Origin of the sequence: Pseudomonas sp. IT-P260, from assembly GCF_949768395.1 — a bacterium.
In the GTDB taxonomy this organism is placed as follows: domain Bacteria; phylum Pseudomonadota; class Gammaproteobacteria; order Pseudomonadales; family Pseudomonadaceae; genus Aquipseudomonas; species Aquipseudomonas parakoreensis.
Genome location: NZ_CATKPO010000044.1, coordinates 16883 through 42024, shown reverse-complemented (window position 1 = coordinate 42024; position 25142 = coordinate 16883). Strand labels below are relative to the sequence as shown.

The 25142-nt window shown below is 59.2% G+C and carries 26 protein-coding genes and 1 pseudogene; 10 read left to right on the top strand and 17 right to left on the bottom strand.

Annotation, left to right across the window (positions count from 1 at the left end):
- The first annotated feature begins 80 nt into the window (after positions 1-80).
- Together ACM6HV_RS26140 and ACM6HV_RS26135 are read left to right on the top strand one after the other, a co-directional pair.
- Positions 81-404, top strand: coding sequence for a YXWGXW repeat-containing protein (locus ACM6HV_RS26140; protein WP_041074788.1), 324 nt, complete (start codon positions 81-83; stop codon positions 402-404).
- A 41-nt stretch (positions 405-445) separates the two neighbouring features.
- Entirely contained in the window at positions 446-658 is a 213-nt protein-coding gene (locus tag ACM6HV_RS26135) for a hypothetical protein (RefSeq protein ID WP_414905651.1), read from the top strand.
- Between the two features lie 15 nt (positions 659-673).
- On the opposite strand, the gene ACM6HV_RS26130 is transcribed toward ACM6HV_RS26135, so the two are convergent.
- Both ACM6HV_RS26130 and ACM6HV_RS26125 read right to left on the bottom strand, forming a co-directional pair.
- Positions 674-1234 carry a YceI family protein gene (locus ACM6HV_RS26130; RefSeq protein ID WP_414905650.1) on the bottom strand — a complete coding sequence of 187 codons (561 nt, stop codon included), beginning with the start codon at positions 1232-1234 and terminating at the stop codon, positions 674-676.
- 98 nt (positions 1235-1332) lie between these two features.
- The gene (locus ACM6HV_RS26125; RefSeq protein ID WP_414905649.1) at positions 1333-2691 is read right to left on the bottom strand and encodes an MATE family efflux transporter; all 1359 of its coding nucleotides are present in this window, start codon (positions 2689-2691) and stop codon (positions 1333-1335) included.
- Between the two features lie 124 nt (positions 2692-2815).
- On the opposite strand from ACM6HV_RS26125, the gene ACM6HV_RS26120 reads away from it, so the two are divergent.
- The 3 genes from ACM6HV_RS26120 (at position 2816) to ACM6HV_RS26110 (ending at position 5782) form a co-directional block, all read left to right on the top strand.
- A complete protein-coding gene (locus ACM6HV_RS26120) occupies positions 2816-3385 on the top strand; it encodes a chorismate mutase (RefSeq protein ID WP_414905648.1) in 570 nt (189 codons plus the stop codon).
- 124 nt (positions 3386-3509) lie between these two features.
- Positions 3510-3911: a hypothetical protein gene (locus ACM6HV_RS26115; RefSeq protein WP_414905647.1), complete on the top strand. Its 402-nt coding sequence runs from the start codon at positions 3510-3512 to the stop codon at positions 3909-3911.
- A gap of 227 nt (positions 3912-4138) precedes the next feature.
- Positions 4139-5782 (top strand): diguanylate cyclase, encoded by a 1644-nt coding sequence (locus ACM6HV_RS26110; protein ID WP_414905646.1) that lies wholly within the window; start codon positions 4139-4141, stop codon positions 5780-5782.
- A 40-nt stretch (positions 5783-5822) separates the two neighbouring features.
- On the opposite strand, the gene ACM6HV_RS26105 is transcribed toward ACM6HV_RS26110, so the two are convergent.
- From ACM6HV_RS26105 to ACM6HV_RS26095, 3 genes are all read right to left on the bottom strand, one after another.
- Positions 5823-6518 (bottom strand): hypothetical protein, encoded by a 696-nt coding sequence (locus ACM6HV_RS26105; RefSeq protein WP_041074271.1) that lies wholly within the window; start codon positions 6516-6518, stop codon positions 5823-5825.
- 116 nt (positions 6519-6634) lie between these two features.
- Positions 6635-7720 carry a polyamine ABC transporter substrate-binding protein gene (locus ACM6HV_RS26100; RefSeq protein WP_414905645.1) on the bottom strand — a complete coding sequence of 362 codons (1086 nt, stop codon included), beginning with the start codon at positions 7718-7720 and terminating at the stop codon, positions 6635-6637.
- Between the two features lie 51 nt (positions 7721-7771).
- A complete protein-coding gene (locus ACM6HV_RS26095) occupies positions 7772-9073 on the bottom strand; it encodes an NAD(P)/FAD-dependent oxidoreductase (RefSeq protein WP_414905644.1) in 1302 nt (433 codons plus the stop codon).
- A 161-nt stretch (positions 9074-9234) separates the two neighbouring features.
- On the opposite strand from ACM6HV_RS26095, the gene ACM6HV_RS26090 reads away from it, so the two are divergent.
- Positions 9235-10122, top strand: coding sequence for a LysR substrate-binding domain-containing protein (locus tag ACM6HV_RS26090; protein ID WP_145596739.1), 888 nt, complete (start codon positions 9235-9237; stop codon positions 10120-10122).
- Positions 10123-10151: 29 nt separating this feature from the next.
- Here ACM6HV_RS26090 and ACM6HV_RS26085 read toward each other — a convergent pair whose 3' ends face one another.
- The 3 genes from ACM6HV_RS26085 to ACM6HV_RS26075 all read right to left on the bottom strand — a co-directional run bounded on the left by ACM6HV_RS26085 (position 10152) and on the right by ACM6HV_RS26075 (position 13334).
- Positions 10152-11384 carry a hypothetical protein gene (locus ACM6HV_RS26085; RefSeq protein WP_414905643.1) on the bottom strand — a complete coding sequence of 411 codons (1233 nt, stop codon included), beginning with the start codon at positions 11382-11384 and terminating at the stop codon, positions 10152-10154.
- Positions 11385-11448: 64 nt separating this feature from the next.
- Positions 11449-11841 (bottom strand): c-type cytochrome, encoded by a 393-nt coding sequence (locus ACM6HV_RS26080; protein WP_414905642.1) that lies wholly within the window; start codon positions 11839-11841, stop codon positions 11449-11451.
- A gap of 161 nt (positions 11842-12002) precedes the next feature.
- Complete coding sequence (locus ACM6HV_RS26075) at positions 12003-13334, bottom strand: PLP-dependent aminotransferase family protein (protein WP_414905641.1); 1332 nt, start codon at positions 13332-13334, stop codon at positions 12003-12005.
- An 89-nt stretch (positions 13335-13423) separates the two neighbouring features.
- Here ACM6HV_RS26075 and ACM6HV_RS26070 point away from each other — a divergent pair, with 89 nt between their 5' ends.
- Complete coding sequence (locus tag ACM6HV_RS26070; RefSeq protein WP_414905640.1) at positions 13424-14317, top strand: DMT family transporter; 894 nt, start codon at positions 13424-13426, stop codon at positions 14315-14317.
- A 106-nt stretch (positions 14318-14423) separates the two neighbouring features.
- On the opposite strand, the gene ACM6HV_RS26065 is transcribed toward ACM6HV_RS26070, so the two are convergent.
- Entirely contained in the window at positions 14424-15869 is a 1446-nt protein-coding gene (locus ACM6HV_RS26065; RefSeq protein ID WP_414905639.1) for a SulP family inorganic anion transporter, read from the bottom strand.
- A gap of 157 nt (positions 15870-16026) precedes the next feature.
- On the opposite strand from ACM6HV_RS26065, the gene ACM6HV_RS26060 reads away from it, so the two are divergent.
- On the top strand, positions 16027-16329 hold the full coding sequence (locus tag ACM6HV_RS26060; RefSeq protein ID WP_041074257.1) for a hypothetical protein: 303 nt from the start codon (positions 16027-16029) through the stop codon (positions 16327-16329).
- 6 nt (positions 16330-16335) lie between these two features.
- Here the strand turns inward: ACM6HV_RS26060 and ACM6HV_RS26055 are convergent, their stop codons facing one another.
- Entirely contained in the window at positions 16336-16794 is a 459-nt protein-coding gene (locus ACM6HV_RS26055; RefSeq protein WP_414905638.1) for a GNAT family N-acetyltransferase, read from the bottom strand.
- 142 nt (positions 16795-16936) lie between these two features.
- Between ACM6HV_RS26055 and ACM6HV_RS26050 the strand changes: the two genes are divergently transcribed.
- Positions 16937-17578, top strand: a complete 642-nt coding sequence (locus tag ACM6HV_RS26050; protein WP_414905637.1) for a TetR/AcrR family transcriptional regulator — start codon at positions 16937-16939, stop codon at positions 17576-17578.
- 59 nt (positions 17579-17637) lie between these two features.
- Here ACM6HV_RS26050 and ACM6HV_RS26045 read toward each other — a convergent pair whose 3' ends face one another.
- The 3 genes from ACM6HV_RS26045 to ggt all read right to left on the bottom strand — a co-directional run bounded on the left by ACM6HV_RS26045 (position 17638) and on the right by ggt (position 21307).
- Entirely contained in the window at positions 17638-18657 is a 1020-nt protein-coding gene (locus tag ACM6HV_RS26045) for a lysozyme inhibitor LprI family protein (RefSeq protein WP_414905636.1), read from the bottom strand.
- 322 nt (positions 18658-18979) lie between these two features.
- The gene (locus tag ACM6HV_RS26040; RefSeq protein WP_414905635.1) at positions 18980-19513 is read right to left on the bottom strand and encodes a cysteine hydrolase family protein; all 534 of its coding nucleotides are present in this window, start codon (positions 19511-19513) and stop codon (positions 18980-18982) included.
- 66 nt (positions 19514-19579) lie between these two features.
- On the bottom strand, positions 19580-21307 hold the full coding sequence (gene ggt, locus ACM6HV_RS26035) for a gamma-glutamyltransferase (RefSeq protein ID WP_182404288.1): 1728 nt from the start codon (positions 21305-21307) through the stop codon (positions 19580-19582).
- Positions 21308-21457: 150 nt separating this feature from the next.
- Here ggt and ACM6HV_RS26030 point away from each other — a divergent pair, with 150 nt between their 5' ends.
- On the top strand, positions 21458-21973 hold the full coding sequence (locus tag ACM6HV_RS26030) for a methylated-DNA--[protein]-cysteine S-methyltransferase (protein ID WP_414905634.1): 516 nt from the start codon (positions 21458-21460) through the stop codon (positions 21971-21973).
- A gap of 83 nt (positions 21974-22056) precedes the next feature.
- Here the strand turns inward: ACM6HV_RS26030 and ACM6HV_RS26025 are convergent, their stop codons facing one another.
- From ACM6HV_RS26025 to ACM6HV_RS26010, 4 genes and pseudogenes are all read right to left on the bottom strand, one after another.
- On the bottom strand, positions 22057-22644 hold the full coding sequence (locus tag ACM6HV_RS26025; RefSeq protein ID WP_414905633.1) for an NUDIX domain-containing protein: 588 nt from the start codon (positions 22642-22644) through the stop codon (positions 22057-22059).
- Positions 22645-22775: 131 nt separating this feature from the next.
- Positions 22776-23798 (bottom strand): annotated as a pseudogene (locus tag ACM6HV_RS26020) (chitinase); the annotation flags it as partial.
- Positions 23799-23838: 40 nt separating this feature from the next.
- Complete coding sequence (locus ACM6HV_RS26015; RefSeq protein ID WP_145596705.1) at positions 23839-24474, bottom strand: lytic polysaccharide monooxygenase; 636 nt, start codon at positions 24472-24474, stop codon at positions 23839-23841.
- 222 nt (positions 24475-24696) lie between these two features.
- Positions 24697-25134, bottom strand: coding sequence for a hemerythrin domain-containing protein (locus ACM6HV_RS26010; protein WP_041074240.1), 438 nt, complete (start codon positions 25132-25134; stop codon positions 24697-24699).
- Positions 25135-25142: the final 8 nt, after the last annotated feature.

Below are 25142 nucleotides of genomic sequence, written 5' to 3'. Positions count from 1 at the left end.
CCGTGAAGCGGATTTTTCGCCGATTTGGCGTCCAATTCTTCAGCTGCGTTCACTTTTCACGCAGGCCTTGAGGAGTTGTCATGAGCGTGTTGCGTTCACTGTTCAAATGGCGAAAAACCCTGCTGCTGGTGCCGATGACGCTGGCGGCGCTGGCCAGTGCGCCAGCGTTTGCCCAGCAGGTGGTGATCGTCCAGCAAGCCCCACCGCCGATGCGCATGGAAGTGATGCCCGGCGCGCGTCCCGGGTATGTCTGGGATCAGGGCCACTGGCGCTGGGAAGGACGCGGTTACGTGTGGATGCCCGGCCATTGGCAACCGGTGCGCCATGGTGCGCACTGGCGACCGGGGCACTGGCAGGCACGCGGGCCGAACTGGTTCTGGGTTGAAGGGCGCTGGGTGCGCTGATTGGCCGTCGACCTGCACACTTCTTCTACAAGGAACAACCCATGTCCAGAAGCGTTAAAGCCTTGCTCGCCGCCGCACTGGTGGCTATCACCCTGTCCGGTTGCGTCGTCGAACCGGTCCGTCCGCACCGGCCACCGCCGCCAGTGGAAGTGGTGCCGGTGATGCCTGCGCCGGGCTATCACTGGGTCGCCGGTCATTACCGCTGGGGTGGTCATGAATGGCGCTGGGTGCCGGGGCACTGGCGCGCCTACTGACCTGAAAGGCTGGCGTCACTGCTGTGGCGCCACCACCTTGAAGGAAATGGCAATGTCGTTGGACACCACGGTATCCGCCCACTCCCCCGCTCCGAGCCCGAATTCGCTGCGCTTGAGCACCAGCTCGCCGTCGAAAATGCCGATTGCGCTCTCCGGCTTCAGCTCGACCGGCACCTGCACCTCGCGGGTAATGCCTTTGACGGTGAGCAGACCGGCGACCAGATAGCGGTTGTTCGCCACGCGGGTAAAACGGCTGGATACGAACACCGCCTCAGGAAAGCGCTGGGTATCGAACCACGCCGGTTTCACCAGCTCGGTATTGGCGTCGTCGCTGCCGGCATTGATGCTGGCCAGGTCGATGTGCAACGTAGTGTGGGCGTTGGCGAGGTTGTCGCTGTCGAACTGCAGTGTCGCGTCGAACTTGCCGAAGGTGCCATAAACCTGGTCGCCGAATTGCTTGTAAATGAAGCTGATCTTGCTGGCGGTAGTGTTGACGCGATTGTATTCAGCGGCCTGCGCGCAGGCCATGACGCAGAGGCCGGTAAACAGTGCCGCAGCGGTGAATCGGACACGCATGGGATTCTCCGGACAGGGCAAACCTTCGAGGCCTCGATTGACTTAAGCAAACAACCGGCGGTTGCGCCATGTCATCTGTCCGCCGGTGTGGCTCAGGCTCAGACCAGCCGCTCGATCTTCTGATGCTGCCAGACCAGTTTGTAATACAGCGTCTGCAACACCAGCATGCCCAGATACGCCACCGGAAACGCCATCCACACTCCCTGCAAACCGTACTGCCCGTCCAGCCAGTAAGCCGCTGGCAACTGCACGCCGACCACGCAGACGATGGCGATTGCCACCGGCACCAGCACCGTGCCGCTGGCGCGCATGATGCCGCCGATGATCGCCTGGAAACCAAACACCAGCAGGCTCCACAACATGATGTGCAACAAGTGCTCAGCCATCGCCCGGGTCGAATCTTCGGTCAGGAACAGTCCCAGCAACCAGTGCGATAACAGGTAACCGAGCACGATCAAGCCACCGGTCAGGCACACGTTGATCAACAGTCCGGTGCGCAGGATCGCGGCCAGGCGCTGCAGTTGCCCGGCACCGATGGCCTGGGCGCCAAGGATCGAGGCAGTGATGGCAATCGACAGCGCCGGAAACTGCACGTAGTTGACGATCTGCGTCACCGCGCCGTAGGCCGCCGTCGCCTGCGAGCCGTGCTGGTTGACCAGCGCCAGAATCACCAGCTCCGACAGCGACAACACGATCATCTGCACCCCGGTCGGCAGGCCGATGCGCAGCACCTTGCCCAGAATCGCCCTGTCCAGCCGCAGTGCCGCGAAGAACTCACGGTCTGGCGCCAGCGGATGGTTGTTGCGAATCAAGCGCCAGGCCAGCCACGCCATGGCCGACAGGTTGCCAGCCAGACCGGCGAAGGCCGCGCTCTGTATTCCCAACTGGGGCAAACCGAACCAGCCACGAATCAGCGCGGGAGTCAGCGCCAGCCCGACCGAGGTCGAGACCATCAGCGCCAACAATGGCGATACGGTGTCGCTGACCCCGCGCAGCAATTGCGTGAACAGCACAAACACCAGCATCGACGGCAGAATCCACATCATCACGTGCGCATACGCCACCGCGTCGTCCAGCACATCCGCCGGCGTCCCCAGCCCCTGCAACGCCTGCCGCGCAAACACACTGCCCAGCACCGCCGCGAGCAAGCCGATCAACACCCCCAACAGCAGCGTTGCCCCGGTGATCGCCTTGACCATGTGCGCCTCGCGTGCGCCCCACGCCTGGCCGATCAACACCCCGGCCCCCGCGCCCAGACCGATCACCAGCGCGATGAAGAAAAAGATGATCGGGAACATCCCCGACACCGCCGCCAACGCCTGTGTCCCGAGCATCTGCCCGATGTAGATGCTGTTGACCGTGCCCGACATCGATTGCAGGAAATTGGACAGCACCATCGGCGCGAGGAACAACAGGTAGGTTTGCCAGAGCGGTTTGCGGGTGCCAGGGGTTTGCATTGAGGATCCGTCTCGGGGTGGGAGATGCGTTGGATACTACGCTAGATGGCGGATAAAGTCGGTCGACAGCGCCTCTGCGCAAGGCTTAAATGTCGGCACTATTTTCCGTGGAACGCACCCGCCCATGACCCCGTTGCGAAATGCCCTGACCTGTTCCCTGCTGGTTGTTTTCAGCCACATGGCTGGCGCCGCCGAAGCCACTGCCCCCACCGAATCGTTGCGTCCCTTGCTGGCAACCTTGAACGAACGCCTGAACATCGGCGATCTGGTGGCACTGACCAAATGGGACAGCGGCAAGCCGATTCAGGACAGCCCGCGCGAAGCCCAGGTCATCGCCAATGCCCGCACCTTGGCGACCGAACATCAGCTCGACGCCGAAGACGTGGCTCAGTTGATCGCCGCGCAGATGGAGGCGAACAAACTGGTGCAGTACGGATTGCTCGCACAATGGCAAGCGGCCGGGGCGGCGCCGGACACCCCGCGACCGGATCTGGCGAAGCAGATTCGTCCGCGTCTGGACGAGTTGCAAACCCGCCTGCTGCGTCAGTACGCCGACTTCGCGCCGCACCGCCGCGAGCCGAATTGCCAGGCGTTGCTGGCCAAGGCTCGGCAGGGTCTGACCCACGACGCACTGCATGATCTGGCCCTGACCCGTGCCACCGGAGAGCTGTGCATTCGGGCTCCGAAGCTTTAAATCAGGGGTTCCGGCATACATCGCTGGCGTCGATAGTCACCATCACGTCAATGAAGTTCTCATAAAAAATCCGCGGCGTAACATCAGCTCCATACCAACCCAATACACCCCGGAGCACACGATCATGAAACGCCAAACCATCCTCGGCATCGCTTTCTCGGTTCTTGCAGTTAACGCTTTTGCAGCAACACCCGCTCACACCCTGGTCGCTGAAGGCGGCTCGGACAAGTTGATTGAAAGCCGTTTGGCTGAAGGTGGTTCTGATCGTTTGCTGGAGCGCCGCGTGGCTGAAGGTGGTTCGGACCGTTTGCTGGAGCGCCGCGTGGCTGAAGGTGGCTCGGATCGTCTGCAGGAACGCCGTGTAGCCGAAGGTGGTTCGGACCGTTTGCTGGAGCGCCGCGTGGCTGAAGGTGGCTCGGATCGTCTGCTGGAACGCCGTGTAGCCGAAGGTGGCTCGGATCGTCTGCAGGAACGCCGTGTAGCCGAAGGTGGTTCGGATCGTCTGATCGAAAGCCGCAACGCCTGAAACACCAGTTCTAAAGCAGTCAAGGAAAGCCCGGCCTGATCAGCCGGGCTTTTTCATTTTGTCGTTTGCAGGCGTGGTTCTTTTCAACAATCAGCGTCAGAACGGATCCTGCCCTGTAGAGCATCGGCGAAACTTCCGATGGCGCTTATCCGAAGCGACCGACTGGCAGCCCGACGCTTAATGCGCATACCATGCGGCCACAACGTCCAAACAGAATTTGCCTGCCCATGCTCAAAGCCAGTCTGCGAAGCCACCTGACCCTCTGGTTCGCCGGTTTGTCCCTGCTGACCCTGGTGAGCGTCGGCTTCTATGTCGGCCATATCGCCACCGAACAGATGAAACAGGCCAGCGGCAGTGCCCTGCTCAATACCGCGCGCTCGGCGGCGACGCTGCTCGGTGACCAGTTGCGCGAACGCCAGCTGGAGGTTTACCTGCTCAGCCGTGCGCCGCATCTGGAACGTGGCGATCTCGACAACCCGGCGATTCTCAAGTCAATGCAACTGCGCACCCAGGCCCGTGCCGAGTATGCGTGGATGGGCGTGACCGATGCCGAGGGCCACGTGCATCAAGCGGTCAATAATTTGCTGGTCGGGCAATCGGTACAGCAACGCCCATGGTTCCAGGCGGGTCTGCGGGGCGAGTACACCGGTGACCCGCACGAAGCGGTGTTGCTGGCCAAACTGCTACCGGGAACGCCCAACGGTGAACCGCTGCGCTTCATCGATTTCGCCGCCCCGATCCGCAACGCCGACGGCCAGGTGATTGGCGTACTGGGGGCGCACGCGCACTGGAGCTGGGTGACGCGCATCGTCGAATCGGCAGCGTTCTCGCATAAAAATGCCTCGCCGGATATCGAAGCGCTGATCATTGATCACGATGGCAAGGTGCTGTACCCGGAAGCGCTGATGGGCCAGCAACTGGCGGTGAATGATTCGAAGTCGCCGGGCTGGTCGGTCGGCAACGGTTACCTGACCAGCCTGGTCACCGTACCGACGCCTTCGAGTACCGCGCTGTCATGGTCGATTGCCGTGCGCCAGCCACTGGACACCGCGCTGGAACCGGCACGCCTGCTGCTCTATAAATTGCTGCTGCTGGGTGTGGCTGCCGCCGTCGCGTTCGGGCTGGTGGCATATTACCTGGCGCAGTACCTGAGCCGGCCCATCGAGCAACTCGCGCATTCGGCCAAACAGGTGCAGAACCAGCAGCCCGGCGCACACTTCCCGCTGCAACACCCGGTGCGGGAAATCGCCCAGTTAGGGCAGTCGATTGACGCCATGACTAAGTCGCTGCTGGCCAAGGAGCGCGAACTGCAGGAAGCCAACGCCTCCCTGGAAGCCACCGTCGCCCAGCGCACCGCCGCACTCATGCAGGCCAATGCCGAACTGTTGAACCTGGCGACCCACGATGCCCTGACCGGCGTCTACAACCGCCGTCGCTTCGACGAAAAACTCAGCGAGTACAGCCTGCTCTTCCGCCGCACCGGGCGACCGTTTGCCCTGCTGCTGATTGACGCCGACCACTTCAAGCGCATCAACGACACCTACGGCCATGCGATTGGCGACGACGTGCTGCAGCAATTGGCGCAACTCATTCAGGTCAGCGTGCGCGCCACCGATTTCGTTGCCCGTTACGGCGGCGAGGAGTTCGCCGTACTGCTGCCGGAAGTTGCCCAGCCTGATACGCCAGAGGTGGTAGCCGAAAAGATCCGTGTTGCCGTGGCACAGGCGCACTTTCCCAGCATCGGACAGGTCACGGTAAGCATTGGCGTCGCGCTGGCCGATCCGGCGGACAACAGTCACACGATGCTGATCAAACGTGCCGATCAGCAGCTGTATCAGGCGAAAGCGGCGGGCCGTAATCAGGTGGCTTGATCAGCGAGGTGTAAGGAGTCGAGTTGTCCTCGCCGAAAAATCAAGGTTTCAAGTCATCGACAAGCTTTTTCATCACCAGATCGGAAACATGGGTGAACGCCGTACGCAATGCCTCGGGGTCAGTCGCATATTGCTCCGGTGTATAGGCGATGGTGTTGGCGTCGTTGAACACTGAAATGGTTTCGAAGTTACGCCATACCGCAGAGCCATTGCGCTTGATGGACGCATTGGCGCCGATAACCGGGTACAGCACAGTGCTGTAGTTCTTCAGGGAAAGTCCCCACTGCATCACGAGGATTTCCACTTCGGCGTCAGCCTGCTCGCCCTCACCCACGACAGTGAAGACTCGTTCCTGCTGGATGCGTTTGACGAAACTCTGGCGGATCAACTGACTCAGGTCGATACCGTTGGCTTTCATATTGTTCTGGATCGCTCGGGAAATATCGCCAGTCAGCACATCGCCCGTTTTAGTCCCGGCCACGGAGCCTGCCCCGGTCAGTGCTGCTGTACCGGCAGAGGATGCACCGGCCACCATGCCGGTTGCTGCGCCGGCACCCGCGCCCAGGCCTGCACCCCATGCCTGAGTCATGCTGGTGTACTGGAAATTGTCGACCGCAACAAACACCGGCAACACCTTCAGGGTCTTGATCTGCTGGCGGTCTTCAGTGCTGAGGTTTTTGGTTACGCAACCAGAGAGCAATGCCAGCGCACAAACAATACCGAGAATCTTCTTCATATCAGGCAGGATCCAGAACATGGGTGACAGTCGTATCGCCCGCCACCTGCATTTCTTGAATCCGTATGAGCTGGAGAGTCAGGCTTGCGTACCTGACCCGGATCAAACGAGCGAACTCAGGTATTGGTCTTCAACTTGGTCCACAACCGCGTCGACAACCGCGCAATCGCCGCCGGGAGCTCTTCCACGGTGAACAGCCGTTGCATCACGTCCTTGGGCGGGTAGATCGCCGGATCCTGTTTCACATCCGCATTGAGGTACTGATCCGCCGCCGCGTTGGGATTGGCGTAGTGAATGCTGTTGCTGATGTTGGCCACCACTTTGGGGTCGAGCAGGTAATTCATGTAGGCGTAGCCGTTCTTTTCGTGCGGCGCGCTTTTGGGCATGACCACCATATCGAACCACAGGGCCGTGCCTTCTTTAGGGATCGAATAGGCGATGTTGATGCCGTTCTTCGCTTCCCTCGCGCTGGCGGCTGCCTGGACGATATCACCATTGAAGCCGATCACCGCGCAGACGTTGCCGTTAGCGAGGTCGCTGATGTATTTCGAGGCGTGGAAGTACTGAATGTACGGACGAATCTTCAGCAATTGCTGCTCAGCCTGCTTGTAATCCGCCGGTTCGTGACTGTGTGCTGGCAAGTGCAGATAGTTGAGCGTGATCGGCAGAACTTGCGTCGGGTTGTCGATAAACGCCACGCCGCATTGGTTCAGCTTCTTGATGTTTTCTTCCTTGAAGAAAAAGTCCCATGACTGGGTTACATCGGTGTTGCCGAAAATCGCCTTGATCTTCTCGACGTTGTAACCGATGCCGGCGGTGCCCCACATGTAGGGGTAGCCGTACTGGTTGCCAGGATCGTTGACTTGAAGTTTTTTCAACAGCACCGGGTCGAGGTTTTTCCAGTTCGGCAGCTGCGACCGGTCAAGTTTCTGAATCGCTCCAGCCTTGATCAGGCGCGACAAAAAGTGGTTCGACGGACTGACCACGTCATAACCGGTGTTGCCGGTCATCAGCTTCGATTCCAGCACTTCGTTGCTGTCGTGAATGTCGTAGGTGGTCTTGATCCCCGTGGCCTGGGTGAAATTGGCCAGGGTGTCCGGAGCGATGTAGCTGTTCCAGTTGGAGATATTGACGGTTTCGTCGGCACAAGCGGCCGCGCTGGCCGCGAGCAGGACTGCCAGGGAAAGTGGGTGGATGCGCATGGTCTGTCACCTGTGTTGAGTGTTTTTTGTTGTTGTGCGGTAAGTGAAACTTCAGATTTCTGTTCTGGCCCGGACTGCCTCCACGCGCATGCGCAGCATGGCACCGATGTCGAAAAAAGGTCGCGATGGCAGCCAGCCGGGTTCGGCCCGTTGCATCACCGAATGCAGCAACGGTGAATCGACGCCGGACGCCAGTTCCGCCAGCAAGCGTCCCCACAGCGTGCCGCGCGCCACCCCGGAACCGTTGCAACCGGCGACGGCAAACACGCCCTCTTCCACCTTCTGAAAAAACGCCTGACCGCTGCGGGTCGCGCTCAAGTGGCCGGTCCAGGTGTATTGAATGTCTTGCTCGCCGAGGAACGGAAAGCGTCGTTGCAGCCCTCGCACATGATGTTTGCGGCGCAGCACCAGTTCGCTTTCTGACAAATCGCGCGTACGGTATTCGGCAGTGTTACGGATCATCACCCGCCGGTCCGGGGTCAGCCGCACCGTGGCGCCCAGCGGCCGGGTCGAGAGCACGCCCCACGGCTCGACGGCACCGATCGCGTGAAACTCCTGGTCGCTGAGTGGCCGGGTAAGACTGGCGCTGAGTTCCATCGGGAAGGTCGCGCTGTCATGAATGCCGACCCGGGGAATGAATGCGTTCAGGCACACCAGCACCCGCTTGGCCTCGACACTGCCACCCACCGCATTGGCCCGCAGCCGGCCGTGGCTGATGCGCTCCAGACCACAGATGTCAGCGTGCTCGTAAACGCTGATATTGCCCGGCAGCGAATTGAGCAGGCCCTTCACGTATTTGCCCGGTTGCAACAGCGCATTGCCGTTGCCGCACCAGATCCCCGCCGTGTAGTGCCGGGTGCCGAGTTTCTGCGCCAACGAATCGCCCTGGAGAAATTCTGCGCGGGCACCGAGGGCGCGCAAGGTCGCCAGTTTGGCGTCGACATGGCTGAGCTTGGCGGCGTCGCTGACCGCGAAGAAATACCCGTTGTCGCGAAAGTCGCAGTCGATGGCATGTTGCGCGATGGTCTGGCGCACGGCGTCGGCGGCAGTACGGGAAATTGCCGTGTCGATTTCAAACCCGGCAAAGCCTGGCGCGCCGAGCAATTCACCGTCGCCCGGATGTTCGTGGGCCACGACAAACCCCGAGTTGCGCGCCGAAGCGCCCTGCGCCGCACGCTGGCGGTCAACCACCACGATGCGCGCCTGCGGGTGCATCTGTGCCAGGTTGTGTGCGGCGCTGAGGCCGGTAATGCCGCCACCGATCACCAGCCAATCGGCTTTCTGCGCACCGCTCAGGCGACCGCGCTCCGGCGAGCTGCCGGCCTGGGCGATCCAGCCACATACGTTTTCCATTGCTGACCTCATTCGACTTGTCGTTGCACGGCTTGCCTTTCTTCTTTGCTCATGCGTGAATCGCATGGAGAAAACACAAAGTTCGCCGCCAGAGCTGAAATCTATAGGGTCTAGACTGGCCCAACCAACGTTATAAAATCATCGAGCCATTCTGAAAACGCATGGATAAAATCCGCCACGTGCCCTCACTGCAGGCCATGCAGACGCTGGTAGAAGTCGCCCGTTGCGCCAGCTTCACCCAGGCCGCGCAACAGCTGTGCCTGACCCAAAGCGCGGTGAGCCGGCAGATCCAGCAACTGGAAAGTCACTTCAATGTCGCGATTTTCATCAGGACCAGCCGCAGCCTGCGCCTGACCCCGGAAGGTGAACAGGTACTGGCCAGCGCCATCAGCATCTTCGGTCAATTGAAAACCCTCGAAGAGCGCCTCGCTCCGCAGCAACGCCCGTTCCGCATTCGCATGCATGTATCACTGGCGGTGCGCTGGCTGCTACCCAGACTCAGCGACTTCTACCTCAGCCACCCCGAGGTCTCACTGGCGATAGAAACCGTCGCCACCGAAGTCGTCGAGCCGGCCAGTGACAGCGATGCCTATATTCTTTATTTGCCGCAGCCAACCAGTGACGCGAATTGCCTGACACTGTTTGAGGAAACGCTGGTGCCCGTGTGCGCGCCGAGCCTGCCGCAGGCGCCTCGATCAGTGGCGCAGTTGCAGCGCTTTGCGTTGCTGCATCGTTCTGCCGATCGGCAAGCGTGGATCGAATGGCTGACGGCCAACGGCGGCGAGCCGCTGGAAAGTTACCGGCATATTCCGTTCAACCTTGATGAGTTGGCACTGGATGCGGCCGCGCGAGGTTTGGGCGTGGCGGTGACCGACATGACGCTCGCGGCAGAGTCCATCGAGCGTGGGGTGCTGGTGGTGCCGTTCGGACCACCGCTGAAGACGGGCGGAATTTACGCGTTATGCCTGCAACCGGCGGCGGCTTCGCATCCTGCGTGCGAGGTAATCATGCGGTGGTTTGCCCGCCAAATAGAGCGTCTTTTGCTTTGAGCGCTGATTGAATCGACCGGAGCCAAACCTCAATTCATAATTTCCAACTCGTCCAGATTGAATAGCAGCCCCTCTAGGGAAAAAGTCAACTTAAAAAGTGGAGGGGTAGTGCCTAATGCTTCTGCCAATCCAAGAGGATCACGCGTCTGTATTTCTACGTGATATTTTTTAATATTCGACGAAAACTTGACATCGACAACCGGGATAAAATCCCTGATAGGGCAGCGCAGACTCGCTGTTAAATTAATTTTTACCCCATGAATTACCAGGTCATTCTCTTCAAAAACTTTCTGAACCGGAATAACCTCAACACGATCGCCTTTTACGACATCTGCATCCCCCTTTCGATTAAATTCAAAACGCGCTTCATCGGACGTATTTCGAAACCCGTCAACAACAAGTTGATAAAGTAAAACCTCCAAAAAAGGAACACTTGAATATTTAAAATTTTCAGATAGCTCCGACAAGAGCGCCGCGCTGGCGAAGATTCTCTCAACATCCCCCATATCTTCTTTCAAAGACAAACTATAACCGACTCTATCGGCCAACAAATGAAACAGAACCGTCACTACTGTGCTATTGGTCTTGGCATTAAACAACATCACAGCATCTTTACGCTGAGGAAACTCGTTAATAGCGCTACAAAAAGCAAGCGCAACATTCAGAGTTTCCACCAGATCATGAGTGAGCGCATTTACCAAATTCACATACTGCCAACTGAACAGTTTCTTTGAATCACGATAGGACATGTAATCTTCGAGCAAGTCAGACAGTTTCATTTTTGTTTTTTCGACTTGAAACACATCAAGCTCCGCGCTCAATTCCTCGTTGCTCTCATTATTCTCGTCGGCAACCTCAGTTCCCTCTTCTCCCGCCCCCCCCTCATCACCTTGGTAAACATTGATATTGACATCCATGAGAAGCGGGTGCGCCAGATTCACAGCAGAATCAAGCTTGGCATTGAAAGCATCGGCCAGTGATCCAACCATCGATATGACTTGCTGGCTTTCCAGATAGCGCATTTCAGTTTTGTGATTTCTATTATTTTCTCGAATCGAGTAGTAAATAAACAAGATCGACACCAATGTGAACATAGGCGAAAGAATACCACCTAAGTAGGAACCAAAAGCACTCCAATCAGCATTCTGTGATGATACTTGGCTGAAACCAAACTTGTACCACATAAAATACACATAAGCGCCCACAGGCACCACGCATAGCAAACCAACAACAAAAAATGCACCACCAAGTTTAATTTTCATAAACCAATTATCCCTTTTTCTCTTTTAATCCATATGAGCAGCGCTATTTTTTATACAACTTTGTTCATTTTTCAGGAATTTGCGCACTCAAGTACGCTAACAAATTATCGATCTTCTCCTCATCACTCAGCCCCCAGAAAATCATCCGCGTGCCCGGCACCACGCCCTTTGGATCTTTCAGATACGCGGTCAGCGTTTCGCGGTCCCAGGTCTTGCCCGAGTTTTTCATCGCCTCGGAATACACGTAGTTGGCCGAGGTCCCGGCCGGTCGGCCAATGATGCCGTTGAGTTGCGGGCCGAAGCCGGGGCGCGCGTCCGGGCCAACCTGATGGCAGCCGCCGCACAGACGTGGAAAGATCTTCTCGCCGGCTGTCGGATCGCCTGCGGCGCGGGCGGTTGAGCTGAACAGCACGGCGGTTGCGGCCAGGGCAAGAAGAAATGAAGCGGTGTTTTTCATCAGTCGATCCAGAACGGTGTGATGCAGTCGAGGCAAGGCTAACATTTTGTGGCGAGGGAACTTGCTCCCGCTGGGTTGCGTAGCGACCCCAATATGGGCCTGCCCTGCAGGCCAGCGGGAGCAAGCTCCCTCGCCACAGGTGTATTTCACAGTCAGTATTTTTACAGATAAGCGCCGATGACCTTTCTGACGGTGATCAATGCCTGGCGCAAGACGTCCATCGGCACCGACCCCAACGCTAGCCGAATCGCATGCGGCACATGCGCCGACACCGCGAACGGCTCGGCAGTCGTCACCGAAATCTGCTCGCGCATCAACTCCACGACAATCTGATCGGCGCGCACATCTTCTGGCAGCGGCAGCCACAAGAAGTATGAAGCTGGATGTCCGATGCACGTCAGCCCTTGCAGTAACTCAGTGGCGAGCATTTGCCGGGCCTTGGCGTCGTCGCGTTTTTGTTGTTCCAGCAGGGTAACGGTGCCGTCATCGAGCCAGCCGCAAGCCATCGCGGTCATCACGCCGGGGGTGTTCCAGGTGGTGGCGCGAATGATCCGCTCCAGCGCCGGCACCGTCTGCAGCGGTGCGGCAATGAAACCGACGCGCAGGCCTGTGGCAATGTTCTTCGAAAGTCCCGACACGTACACCGTGCGTTCCGGTGCCAGATCGACCAGGGTGCGCGGTGGGTTTTCCACCAGAAAAGCGTAGGCCGCGTCTTCGATGATCGTCAGATCATGGCGGCGGGCGAGCGCGACCAATTGCTCGCGCTGTTCGGTCGGCGTCACCCAACCCAAGGGATTGTGCAAGGTCGGCATGCTGTAAATCGCGCGCACCGAACGGCTGCGACAGAGCTTGTCGAGCGCCGCCAGATCCGGCCCGTGATCACCGGGCGGAATCGCCACCACTTCCAGATGCAGCGCTTCGGCCAGCACCTTGAAGCCGGAATAGGTCAGCGCATCGGCCGCAATCACATCGCCGGGTTTGAGCAAGGCCATCAGTGTCACGGCCAACCCTTGCTGGGCGCCGTTGACGATCAGCACTTGCCCGGCCTCGACCTGCACTGCGCGATGCTGCAAATACCGCGCAATCGAGGCGCGCTCATGCTGGCGTCCGGCATGGGGTTGATAACGCAGCAAGGCTTCCAGATCACCGGACAGCGCCAGTTGGCGTAACGCCGTGCGCAACAGATCGGCCTGGCCGGGCAGCGACGGATAGTTGAAATTCAAGTCGATCATGCCGACTGCCACGTCTTTCTGATCGATGCCCTGCCCCGGCGACAACGAGGTTTCGCGCACGAACGTCCCGCGCCCGGTTTCGCCGCTGACCAGTCCCATCGCCTCAAGCTCGGCGTACACCCGCGACGCCGTGACCAGCGCCAACCCCGCACTCGCTGCCAGTTCCCGGTGGGTGGGCAGTCGGGTTCCGGGCGCCAGACGCCCCGCGCGAATGTCTGCGGCGTAGGCGTCAACGAGCGTCTTGTAGCGCGAACGCGGCATGCTGGATGTATCCATGACAATTATTTGATTGTGCTGATTCTCAGCCTCAGCATGGCTCGAAAGCAACCCACCTTTGAGCGTGACCTTGTATGGAACGGACTTCGAACCTGGTTAATCCCGCCCTGGAAAAAACCAGCGGCTGGATCAATGGCTTTATCGGCGTGCTGATCTTCAGCGGATCGCTACCCGCCACGCGTCTGGCGGTGCTGGAATTCGATCCGGTGTTCCTCACCGTCGCGCGCGCAGCCATTGCCGGCGTGTTGGCGCTCATTCTGTTGAGGCTGTTTCACGAACGACGCCCGACACGCGATCAGGGGTGGTCGTTATTGATTGTGGCCTTGGGCGTGGTGCTGGGGTTTCCACTGCTGACGGCATTGGCGCTGCAACATGTGACGTCGGCGCATTCGATCGTGTTTGTAGGATTGCTGCCACTGGCGACGGCGATTTTTGCCGTGCTTCGTGGCGGCGAGCACCCGCGACCGGTGTTCTGGGTGTTTTCGATTCTCGGCAGCGCGTTGGTCGTGGGCTTCGCCCTGTCACAGGGGCTGACTGCCTCGCCCACCGGTGATCTGCTGATGCTCGCGGCGATTCTGGCCTGCGGTCTGGGTTATGCCGAAGGCGCGAAGCTGTCGCGCGTCCTCGGCGGCTGGCAGGTTATCTGCTGGGCGCTGGTGTTGTCGCTGCCGGTGATGACGGTGCTCAGCCTGTGGCTGGCGCCCGCTTCATTCAGCCACATCAGCCTGTCGGCTTGGATATGCCTGGCGTACGTGGCGTTGTTCAGCATGCTGATCGGCTTTGTGTTCTGGTATCGCGGCCTGGCCCAGGGCGGAATCGCGGCAGTCGGTCAATTGCAATTGCTGCAGCCGTTTTTCGGTCTGGCGCTGGCGGCGACGTTGCTGCATGAGCAGGTCAGCGTGGGGATGCTGGCGGTGACGCTGGGGGTGATTCTGTGCGTGGCCGGGGCGAAGAAATTTGCCAGATAACCCGACCGCCTCTGTAGGAGCTGCCGCAGGCTGCGATCTTTTGATGTTGATCTTTTAAAAGACAAGATCAAAAGATCGCAGCCTGCGGCAGCTCCTACAGGGAGGATCAGTGGTGTTCGACGCCAGCGCGCTTGAGCAGTTTCTTGCAGCGCTCGGACAGATGAAACACCTGCAACTCCTTCCCGGCCTTGGCGTAACGCTCGCGCAAGGTCTTCAGTGCGGCAATCGCCGAATAGTCAACGAAGCTCAAATGCCGGCAATCCAGCGTCACCCGGGCCGGGTCATTGGCCGGGTCGAACTGGTTGAGAAACGGCGTGGTCGAGGCGAAAAACAGTGTGCCGTGCAGGCGATAAAGTTTGCTGCCGTCGACTTCCAGATGTTCATCGGCGTACAGCTCGCGGGCCTGCTGCCAGGCGAAATTCAGCGCGGCGATGATGATTCCGCAGAGGACGGCAGTGGCCAGGTCGGTGAACACGGTGATGCTGGTCACGGCGATGATCACCAGCACATCGTTGAGCGGCACTTTGTTCAACACCCGCAACGAGGCCCAGGCGAAAGTCTGCTGTGACACCACGAACATCACGCCCACCAGCGCCGCCAGCGGAATACGCTCGATCAGCGGCGACAGAAACAGGATGAACAGCAGAATCAACACCCCCGCGATCACCCCGGACAAACGCCCACGGCCGCCGGAGCTGAGGTTGATCACGGTCTGGCCGATCATCGCGCAACCGCCCATGCCACCGAACGCGCCCGAGACCATATTCGCCGCCCCCAGCGCGACACATTCGCGATCCGGGTAGCCTCGGCTTTCAGTGATTTCGTCAGTGAGGTTGAGGGTCAGCAGGGTTTCCAGCAGACCGACCAGCGCCATCAGAATCGCGTACGGAGCGATGATGCGCAGGGTCTCCAGGCTCCACGGGATATCCGGCAAGGCAAAAGTCGGCAGGCCGCCGGCGATGTGCGCCATGTCGCCGAGGGTGCGCGTCGGCAGGCCGAACAGGTAGACCAGCAGGCCCACACCGAGGATCGCCACCAATGCCGGCGGCACCGCGCGGGTCAGGCGCGGCAGTATGTAGACGATGGCCATGGTCAGCAGCACCAGCCCGGTCATCAGGTACAGCGGCGTGCCGCTGAGCCAGTGTTCACCGCTCTTGAAATGCTCCAGTTGCGCCAGCGCAATGATGATCGCCAGACCGTTGACGAAGCCGAGCATCACCGGATGCGGCACCATGCGCACCAGTTTGCCCAGGCGCAACAAGCCGAACGCCATCATGATCAGGCCACCGAGCAACACGGTCGCCAGCAGGTATTGCACGCCGTGCTGCACCACCAGCGCGACGATCACCACCGCCATCGAACCCGCCGCACCGGAGACCATTCCCGGCCGGCCGCCGAACAATGCGGTCAACGTGCAAATGAAAAAGGCGCCGTACAGGCCCATCAGTGGATTGAGATGCGCCACCAGCGCGAACGCAATGCATTCGGGCAACAAGGCAAACGAGGTGGTGAGTCCGGCCAGGACATCGGCGCGCAGACGTTGTGGTTTCATGGCTTACCTGACTGACGGCCGACGAGCGCGGCCGCTGATGTTCACGAAAATGAGGGGTGCGGATGTTACGGAATAGTTCGGAATCGGGCCAGCGATCGCTGACACCGTTAGCCGTGCGATTTATCCTGACGCGCTTGTGCCTCCTCCGAGTATGACCATGACTGCATGGCTGACCGCCCGCGACGTTTGCCAGCGCTTGCGCGAGGCTGCGCTGGGTGTGCTGATGTTCAACAGATCCGAGAGACCCGGCGATGCCGGACTGGTTGCGGTCGATATCGAAGGCTGGCAGTTGCTGCTGGACTTTGAAGGCGGACGCTTGCACCACTGTGAACAGGCCCGCGCCCCGGATGGCCGCGAGGGGACATTGGCAACGTGGCAGCGTTACGGCACCAATCCAGTCGACCTGCTGAGTACCTGGGAGCTGGCGCAGATCGAGCGGTTGCTGGCGCGGCAGTGTTGAACTCGATCAACCCTGACGCAGATCGAGCATATAAGTGTAATAGCCGGTATCACGCACATAACCCAGCGACTCGTACAAACCCTGCGCCATCAAGTTGTCGGTGGCGGTTTCCAGCACCAGACCTTTGGCGCCAGTCTGCAAGGCAAAGTCGCGGGCCGTGTTCATCAGCAATCGCCCGACACCGTGACCACGGGCTGCGGGCATGGTGAACAAATCACTGAGCAACCAGGTGCGGTGAGCGTCGATCGAGGAAAACGTCGGGTATAACTGCACAAAGCCGAGCGCATCGCCCTGTTCATCCTGCGCGAGGAAAATCGCCGATTCTTCGCCAGCCATCCGCTCAGCGATGAAGGCGCGCGATTGCGTCAGGTTCGAAGGTTGCTGATAAAAGCCACGATAGGCGTCGAACAGTTTTGCTACAGCCTCCAAGTGCGTCGCCGTAGCGCGCAGTGCGTTGATGGCCATGTTCCCTCCCCCGACTTTTTGATGAGCGAATCAGCATAGCGCTCTCGAACGAGTGAGCTGGCCTCATCGCTATATAGTTTTGTATATTGCGAAACCAAATTTGCCAGTATTCGACCATGCCATTCATACACACCGCATTCCCATGAGCGCCATCCGCGTACGCAACGAGCAACTGATCCTCGCCGCCGCCAGCGAAGAATTTGCCGCCAACGGTTTCGACGCCACTCAGACCCGCGACATCGCCGCCCGTGCCGGCGTGCCCAAGGCCAATCTGTATTACTACTTCCAGACCAAAGAAAACCTGTACTCGAAAGTCCTCCTGGGATTTGTCGAACCGCTGCTGGAAGCCTCGGCAGCGTTGCGCGAAAGCGATGACCCGCTGATCGGCCTGCGCGCCTACATCGCCGCACGCATCCGCATCGCTCGCGAACACCCGGCCATCGCCAAGGTCTTCAGCGGCGAACTGCTACTCGGCGGTCACCAACTGCCAGACGAGTGCCGCGACCTGCTGCACGCCGAAGCCCGGCGCAACGTCGACTGCTTGCGCAGCTGGATCGACCGCGGCCTGCTGGCCCCGGTGGACCCGGAACACCTGATGCTGTTCATCTGGTCGGCGACCCGCACCTACACCAACATTGGCTGGCAAATGGGCTGCATCACCGGGCGCGCAGTGCCGCAGGATGAGGATTATCGGACGGCGGCGGAGACGATTACGCGGATGGTGCTGGAGGGGGTGGTGTCGGAACCGGTCGCGAGTGCGCGTGGCTGGTTGTTTGCGACTTGAATGCAGCGGGGCTGTTGGTCAGCCCCGCCGACATTTCGCCAAAACCTCGCCGCCGAGAATCAGGGCATGAAATCCAGCGGCAACGTCTCACCGTTCTCTATTCGCTGGTGCCAGGCAAGCAATGCTTCGGGCACACGTTTTTTCCATTGCGGCGCATTGGTGTAATAGCGGGCACGCAAATTACGCTGCTCATCGAACACCAATAAAACCAGCCATACCCGAGCGTCCGGCGCGCGCATCAGAATGCCTGCATTGGTGTTGGCCAGCCCACGCAACCAGAACTCATCGACCTGAGCATCCGGCACATCGCGGGAAGCATCAGCCGTCACCATCGTTCCACTGTTTTGCAACAACGTCTGATAATCGCCTTTGAGCAGAGTGTATAATAGCTCGTTTTCCTGCTCAGTCCGCGCCACCCCCAGACTAAGCAAGTCGTAATCAATCGCCAATGGCTGTTCCGATGCCACGTAGCGACCGCCGTAGTAAACCCCCATTCCACCGCCGCAGCTAGGGTCTGCACCATCCTGGTCAATGTCCAACAGACCGTTGAATGCGCTGAACTTCAACGAACAGTCATCTTGGGCATAGTGTGCTTCGCTGCCCACAATGTTGGCGACGCCATCCATATCGCCGGAGTTGGCGCCAGCCACGCCTGAAATATCAAAGGCGATATGAGTGGCATCGATACGCTTGGTTTTAACCTCGACCGACGATGATACGCCCCATGGAATGAGTTGCCAGGTCGCATCCCAATTGAAGGGTTTGGCCATGAATTCCAGTGCTTTGAGGCGCATCAGGTATTCCCGGCGCAAACAGGCCACATCCGCAGCACATTGATTGCGTTGCTTTAGCCAGCCTCGCTGATCGGCCTTCAAGGCTTTCGAATCCGCAACTTTCGGCAACGTGACACGCCACAGAGAGCTCAGTTTTTCATCAAGGTTGGAGAGGTAGGGATCAGAACAAATGGTTTTTTCAGCCGGGCTGGTGGCGCCGGTGCAATCGAAACTGGTGGCATGCGCGGTAGTGGAAAATACCAGGGATGTCAGCAGCAAGGCGTGGCGGGGTTTGAAAGACAACATCGACAGATTCCATTCTTCGGGGCGCGGGATTATGCCAGTGAAGTGTGGTCAGTACTGCCGTCTTCGCGAGCACGCCCGCTCCCACAGGGATTTTTTGCTGTACATGGAATCTGTGAACACCATCAATCATTGTAGGAGCCAGCCTGCTGGCGATTGGGTGGGTACAGCTTGCATCTTCATTAACAGATCCACCGCCATCGCTGGCAAGCCAGCTCCCGCAATGATCTGTGTTGTTCAAAAACTTTGTGATCCATGCCAAACCCTGTGGGAGCTGGCTTGCCAGCGATGAGGCCAGTAAGAACAACAGAGGTATTTTCGGGCTTCAGAAAATGACCTCGATTGCGGGTTTGACGTCAATGCGTCCGGTAGCCCCCGTCAGGTGCGCCAGATCCTTGTTGTGTTCGGCGATGATGTCTTCGGCGCTCATGTTGCCGTTGTCGAGAGTGGAATGAGCGTCTGCCACGAGGACGACGTCGTAACCCAACTGATGGGCCTGGCGCACGGTGGCGTTGACGCAATAGTCGGTTTGCAGGCCGCAGATGATCAGGCGCTCGAAGTCTTCGCCGGGTAGCAGTTTGCCCAGCTCGGTCTGGTAGAACGAATCCGGGGTGGTTTTGCGTATGCGCAGGTCTTGATCTGTCGTCAGCAGGCCATCGGCGAGTTGCCAGCCTTCGGCACCATGGGCCAGCGGGCTGTCCTTTTCTTCGTGCTGCACCAGCACCACCGGCACGCTAGCCTTGCGCGCGCGAGTGCTGAGCTGGTTGATGGTGTCGATGACGCGGCGAATGTCGAAGCACTGATATTGGCCCGAGCAGAGAGCCTGTTGGACGTCGATGATCAGCAATGCGCTAGACATGATGGGCCTTCCTTGATCGAACGTTGAAACCGGGGCGGAGCAGCGCCCGCCCCCTTTTTACCCCTGTCAGTAGCCTAGTGACAATCCGGTATTGCGTCGTGGATCGTTGGCCCCGTAGAAGCGGTTTTTGCCCACTGGCTTACCGCCCAGCGACGGCGCGCCGACCAGGATCGCGGCGATGTGGTTGGCGTCCTGCGGCCCGGCGAACTTGTGGCCCCAGCTCTCGAGGAGCTTCTTCGTATCCGGGCTGGCCGCGAAGTCTTCGAGGTTGGTTTCCTCAGGCATCCATTGCTGGTGGAAACGTGGCGCGTCCACCGCTTCCTGCAGGCCCATGCCATAGTCGATGACGTTGAGCATGGTCAGCAAGGTCGCCGTAATGATGCGGCTGCCACCCGGCGTACCGACCACCATCACCACTTTGCCGTCCTTGGTGACGATGGTCGGGCTCATCGACGACAGCGGAGTTTTGCCCGGAGCGATGGCATTGGCCTCGCCCTGCACCAGACCGTACATGTTCGGCACGCCGACCTTGGAGGTGAAGTCGTCCATTTCGTCGTTGAGGATCACCCCGGTCTTGCTCGCCATCACCCCGGCGCCGAACCAGTCGTTGAGGGTGTAGGTGACCGACACCGCGTTGCCCCACTTGTCGACGATCGAATAGTGCGTGGTGTTGTTGCCTTCATGGGGCGCGACGCCGGGTTTCAGTTCGGCGGAGATCCCGGCCTTCTGCGGCTGGATCGCGTTGCGCAGCTTGGTCGCGTAGTTCTTGTCCAGCAGATGCTCGATCGGGTTCTTCACAAAATCCGGGTCGCCCAGATAGCTGTTGCGGTCCACGTAAGCGTGGCGCATCGCTTCGATCTGGTAGTGCATGCCCTGGGCCGAATGGAAGCCCAGGTCCTTCATCGGATAGCCTTCGAGAATGTTCATGATCTCGCAGATCACCACCCCGCCGGAGCTTGGCGGTGGCGCCGACACCACGTGGTAGCCACGGTAATCGCACTCCACCGGGGCCAGTTCGCGGGTCTTGTATTTGTCCAGGTCGGCCTGGGTGATGATGCCCTTGTTGGCCTGACTGGAGGTGACAATGGCGTCGGCCACCCAGCCCTTATAGAAACCGTCAGCGCCTTTTTCCGAGATGGTGCGCAGGGTTTTCGCCAGATCCTTCTGCACCAGTTTCTGCCCGACCTGCATTGGCTCGCCGTTGTGCAGGAAGATCGAGCCGGAATCACGCATGTCCTTCTTGAATACATCGGTGGCGTAGTCCAGCAAATCGACGTCGCCCTGCTCCAGTTCGAAACCGTCTTCCGCCAGTTTGATCGCGGGGGCGATCATGTCCTTGCGCGGCTTGGTCCCGTACTTGCTCAGCGCCAGCTCCATGCCCGACACGGTGCCGGGCACCGCCACGGCGAGGTGACCGCGGGTGCTCAGGTCCGGGACGACGTTGCCGTCCTTGTCCAGGTACATGTTGGCGGTCGCCGCCAGCGGGGCTTTTTCGCGGAAGTCGAGGAAGGTCTTGCGCCCGTCCGCCAGTTGAATGGTCATGAAACCGCCACCGCCGAGGTTGCCCGCTGCGGGATACACCACCGCCAGCGCATAGCCCACAGCGACCGCCGCATCCACCGCGTTACCGCCACTTTTCAACACATCGACGCCGACATGGGAGGCCAGGTGTTGGGCAGTGACCACCATGCCGTTCTCGGCGGCAACCGGGGCCACGGAAGCGGCGTGGGCCATCAGGCAGCTCAGTGCCAGTGAAGTCGCGATCAGCGTTTTGGCCAAAGGTTCGTACTTCATGAGTCGATCTCTTTTTTGTTTTTGGGTTCTGTGCAGAGCAGAAGGGAACGCTGCAAAAGCACCAAGCAGTATGGTCGCTATTGCGATTTGCGCCTCCCCGATCAGCCAGTATGCTGGACGCCTTCGTCACGCTGATCCGGAGTTCTGCCCATGCCTTACACGTTCATCACCCTGCCCTCACCGGTCGGCGAACTGAAGCTGGTTGCGAACGGCGCACGACTGGCAGCCATCCTCTGGGAAAACGACAAACCGGGCCGGGTGCGCCTTGGTCCGATGAGCGCAGCACCGGACCATCCGCTGCTGCAACGAACCGCACAGCAGCTTGAAGAATACTTTGCCGGCAAGCGTAATCGCTTCGACCTGGCGCTGGATTTTGTCGGCACCGATTTTCAGAAAAAGGTCTGGGCAGCGTTGCTGACCATTCCGTTTGGCGAAACCCGCACTTACAGCCAGATCGCCGAGCAGATCGGTCACCCGACAGCCGTGCGTGCGGTCGGAGCGGCAAATGGGCGCAATCCGATTTCGATTGTGGCGCCGTGCCATCGGGTGATTGGCGCGTCGGGGAAGTTGACCGGATTTGCGGGTGGGCTTGAGGCCAAAGAGCGGTTGCTGGTGCTGGAGGGTGGTAACTGGTCGGCGGTGGGCAGAACTGGGGATTTGTTTTAGCAGATCAAAAGATCGCAGCCTGCGGCAGCTCCTACACAGGTGGAGCAATGTAGGAGCTGCCGCAGGCTGCGATCTTTGCTTTCTCAGGCAAATAGGTTATTCATCGCCGCATACTGCAACAGCATGATGGTCTTGGCATCGCAGATCTCGCCACGCTGGAATGCAGCCAGTGCTTCATCGAAGCCCCATTCGAGCACTTCCAGTTCTTCGGTTTCTTCTTCCAGGCCGCCACCCTCACTGACCTTCGATTTCGCGTCGTACTCGGCAATGAAAAAGTGCAGTTTCTCGGTCACCGAACCGGGGCTCATGTAAGCCTCGAACACCTTCTTCACGTCGTGAACGCGGTAACCGGTTTCCTCTTCGGCTTCGTCACGGATCCGCTGCTCCGGTGCCGCACCTTCCAGCAGACCTGCCGCCACTTCGATCAACAAGCCGTCGTGGCCGTTGACGAATACCGGCAAACGGAATTGGCGCGTCAGCACCACGGTGCGCTGTTCGCGGTTGAACAACAGGATCGCCGCACCATTGCCACGGTCGTAGACCTCGCGCGTCTGCCGCTGCCAGTCGCCGTTGTTGCGCAGGTAGTCAAAGGTAATCTTCTTCAACAGGTACCAGTCGTGGGACAACACCTGAGTGTCGACGATGTTGACCCGCTCGGCTGTCTTGATCATGACGCCTGATCCTTTGTCATCGGAAAACGCCCATAGTCGATTAATCGCGCCCACAAAAAAAGCCCGGCAGCGCTACCGGGCTTCTTTACTTGCGATTAACGGGCGATGCGCGACAACGCATCATCCGTTTCCTGCGCCGCTGTTCGAGCGCTGTGAATCAGCGGTCCATAACGCCGGCTGAACTCCCAGTTGTACGGCAGGCGATCCTTGCTGACGCCGTTGTCCCAGTTCACCGACCAGGTCATCAGGCCCTTGATCGGCAGCCCCTTGATCGCCAGACGCTTGAGCGCATTGCCCACGGCGGTGCTGTCGATCACATAACCGGTGGCAGCGGCATCGACGTTGGCTGGCAGCCCGATGACGAATTTGTCCGCCGGGATTCGGGTGAAGCCCCGGGTACCGGTCACCAGACTTTCGGTCAGGTAATAGAGGAAATCCTCTTTCAGCGCGTCGTTGTTCTGCGCGATCCACGCGCCATTGCCATTATTGGCTTCCGGCACCCAGACCCCGTCGCCGCCCTGGTTGTAGAACTGCGGTGCGATGAAGTCGTAGTAGCCTTCCAGCGCCTGCAGGTAACCGACGTATTTGCCGTTGGTGGTCAGGTACGGAAACTCCGGGGCCATGCTGATGATGAAATGCTTGCCCTGGCCTGCGTAGTGATCCTTGACCAGCTTCAGCGCGGCCGGTAACACGGTCTTGTTGGCAGCGAAATCAATCGCGCTCTGTTCAAGATCGATGTCCAGCCCGTCAAAGCCATAGGTTTCCACCAGACGGATGATTTCATTGGCTAGCGGCTGTTCCTGACCGGCACGCAATTCGATGTGCGCATCGGCGCCGCCCAGGGAGATCAGTACCGCCCGCCTCTGGCTGTTGAGCACGCCGACCTGGCGCCGGAACTCGGCATCGGAGACGTTGTACGGTTTGAAGGTCGGAATCCCGCTGCCCTTCATGAACGCCACCGCAACCACGTTGTACTCCTTGGGCACCGCCTCCAGCGCGATCTCGGCAAAGCGGCCCTGACGGTAGCCGTCACTCGGGCCGGCCGGCCAGTTGTGCCAGAAACCCATGAGAATTTTCTTGCCGGCGATGCCTGGCATCAGTGAAGCCGCGTCAGCGGCCTGACTGTGCATTAACGAAAAGTCGATATTTGACATGTTCTAATCCTTCAGAACCTGTGGGTTGAGCATTACGCCGTTATTTGAAGTCGACGTCGAACGCCTGATAGAACGCGTTACCGGTGTTGGCGACGATCCACATCAACACGATGACGTGACGACCCTTTTTGCTGGCCGGCAACTTCACCGAATGATTGACCTTGGCCTTCAATTCCCCCGGATAGCTGTAATACGGCACCTGAGTGTAGAAGTCTTCGGCGAAAGGCTGCGCTTCAAGCTGTGCACGGGAAATACGCTGTTTCGGATCCCAGCCATCCTTGGTGATCAGCCAGCGATAACCACGGGTGGTGTGTGGCGCGGTGTATTCCCACTTCACTTCCAGCGTCTGGCCCGGGGTCACACTGAGCAGTGGCCAGCTGAACGGACGGTTGAGCTTTTTGCTCATTTCCTCGTCGGTGAAGTTCACACAGTCACGGGCGTCGGTCTTGCCACCGCTGAGAATGTAACCGTCGGCAGGTGGTGTGACGCTGTCGCTGTCACTGCCATAGGGCGCAGGAAAAGGTCCTGCCGTCAGCGCCGGGAAGTTCTTGCCGCCTTCCATTTCGTTGACCTGCCAGGCACCGAGCAATCCTTGCTCGATGGCCACCGCACCGCGGCTGGCTGGAGAGGTGACGCGACCATGTCGCAGCTGAGTTTGAGCTTGTGGTTGATTCATGTTTTTCACTCCGTTGATTTAAGAACTCTCCTGTCCGAGGAGAGGCCTTCAAGCTAACGGAGGTGGTTTTTTTGTCCATCGGCGGTTTTGTCGCAGGCAATCGGCGTATTGAGTGGAAAACCCAGTAAATACTGGATAAATATACAGTCAATTGCGACAACGCCCACCTGATGCATGGCTAAAGGCCTACACGCCGACACAGCAAAAACCCGCATTCATCACTCACTCCAACTGTGCCTGATATTCCTTCTCGTATTGCCCGGCGAGCTGTTCCTTTTGCTTGTCGTCGAGCAACTTGCCGGCCATCTGGAAGAATTTCTGCTCCTCCTCCTTGAGATGATGATGAACCTTGTCGGAAAGTTTTTTTGCGGTGGCCAGCCACGCCGGGCTGGACATCTCGGTCTCATCCAGTTCTTCCATCATCTCGTCCATTTCATGGTGTTCCGAGATCGCGTGACGACTGAGATCGACGCCGTTGTCGAACTCCATCAGCGGGATGTAGAAGTGGCGCTCTTCGGCGGTCTCATGCGCCTGCAGTTCGGCCTTGAGCTGTTTGTAGGCTTCGACCCGCTCCGGGGTGTCGCCGCTGGTTTCGACCAGAGCTTTGGCGTAATTGCGCTGGCGGTCGTGGCTTTCGCGAAGGGCTTCGAAAATATTCATGGGGGATC

Bases quoted from the DNA above. Each gene is read 5' to 3' on its own strand.
- ACM6HV_RS26075 (WP_414905641.1), bottom strand. From the start codon at position 13,334: ATGCCGCGTTCGCGCTACAAGACGCTCGTTGACGCCTACGCCGCAGAC.
- ACM6HV_RS26045 (WP_414905636.1), bottom strand. From the start codon at position 18,657: ATGTTGTCTTTCAAACCCCGCCACGCCTTGCTGCTGACATCCCTGGTA.
- ACM6HV_RS26090 (WP_145596739.1), top strand. From the start codon at position 9,235: ATGGATAAAATCCGCCACGTGCCCTCACTGCAGGCCATGCAGACGCTG.
- ACM6HV_RS26130 (WP_414905650.1), bottom strand. From the start codon at position 1,234: ATGCGTGTCCGATTCACCGCTGCGGCACTGTTTACCGGCCTCTGCGTC.
- ACM6HV_RS26135 (WP_414905651.1), top strand. From the start codon at position 446: ATGTCCAGAAGCGTTAAAGCCTTGCTCGCCGCCGCACTGGTGGCTATC.
- ACM6HV_RS26055 (WP_414905638.1), bottom strand. From the start codon at position 16,794: ATGGCCATCAACGCACTGCGCGCTACGGCGACGCACTTGGAGGCTGTA.
- ACM6HV_RS26030 (WP_414905634.1), top strand. From the start codon at position 21,458: ATGCCTTACACGTTCATCACCCTGCCCTCACCGGTCGGCGAACTGAAG.
- ACM6HV_RS26115 (WP_414905647.1), top strand. From the start codon at position 3,510: ATGAAACGCCAAACCATCCTCGGCATCGCTTTCTCGGTTCTTGCAGTT.
- ACM6HV_RS26095 (WP_414905644.1), bottom strand. From the start codon at position 9,073: ATGGAAAACGTATGTGGCTGGATCGCCCAGGCCGGCAGCTCGCCGGAG.
- ACM6HV_RS26085 (WP_414905643.1), bottom strand. From the start codon at position 11,384: ATGAAAATTAAACTTGGTGGTGCATTTTTTGTTGTTGGTTTGCTATGC.
- ACM6HV_RS26065 (WP_414905639.1), bottom strand. From the start codon at position 15,869: ATGAAACCACAACGTCTGCGCGCCGATGTCCTGGCCGGACTCACCACC.
- ACM6HV_RS26080 (WP_414905642.1), bottom strand. From the start codon at position 11,841: ATGAAAAACACCGCTTCATTTCTTCTTGCCCTGGCCGCAACCGCCGTG.
- ACM6HV_RS26015 (WP_145596705.1), bottom strand. From the start codon at position 24,474: ATGAATCAACCACAAGCTCAAACTCAGCTGCGACATGGTCGCGTCACC.
- ACM6HV_RS26125 (WP_414905649.1), bottom strand. From the start codon at position 2,691: ATGCAAACCCCTGGCACCCGCAAACCGCTCTGGCAAACCTACCTGTTG.
- ACM6HV_RS26120 (WP_414905648.1), top strand. From the start codon at position 2,816: ATGACCCCGTTGCGAAATGCCCTGACCTGTTCCCTGCTGGTTGTTTTC.
- ACM6HV_RS26070 (WP_414905640.1), top strand. From the start codon at position 13,424: ATGGAACGGACTTCGAACCTGGTTAATCCCGCCCTGGAAAAAACCAGC.
- ACM6HV_RS26140 (WP_041074788.1), top strand. From the start codon at position 81: ATGAGCGTGTTGCGTTCACTGTTCAAATGGCGAAAAACCCTGCTGCTG.
- ACM6HV_RS26100 (WP_414905645.1), bottom strand. From the start codon at position 7,720: ATGCGCATCCACCCACTTTCCCTGGCAGTCCTGCTCGCGGCCAGCGCG.
- ACM6HV_RS26110 (WP_414905646.1), top strand. From the start codon at position 4,139: ATGCTCAAAGCCAGTCTGCGAAGCCACCTGACCCTCTGGTTCGCCGGT.
- ACM6HV_RS26025 (WP_414905633.1), bottom strand. From the start codon at position 22,644: ATGATCAAGACAGCCGAGCGGGTCAACATCGTCGACACTCAGGTGTTG.
- ggt (WP_182404288.1), bottom strand. From the start codon at position 21,307: ATGAAGTACGAACCTTTGGCCAAAACGCTGATCGCGACTTCACTGGCA.
- ACM6HV_RS26105 (WP_041074271.1), bottom strand. From the start codon at position 6,518: ATGAAGAAGATTCTCGGTATTGTTTGTGCGCTGGCATTGCTCTCTGGT.
- ACM6HV_RS26060 (WP_041074257.1), top strand. From the start codon at position 16,027: ATGACTGCATGGCTGACCGCCCGCGACGTTTGCCAGCGCTTGCGCGAG.
- ACM6HV_RS26040 (WP_414905635.1), bottom strand. From the start codon at position 19,513: ATGTCTAGCGCATTGCTGATCATCGACGTCCAACAGGCTCTCTGCTCG.
- ACM6HV_RS26010 (WP_041074240.1), bottom strand. From the start codon at position 25,134: ATGAATATTTTCGAAGCCCTTCGCGAAAGCCACGACCGCCAGCGCAAT.
- ACM6HV_RS26050 (WP_414905637.1), top strand. From the start codon at position 16,937: ATGAGCGCCATCCGCGTACGCAACGAGCAACTGATCCTCGCCGCCGCC.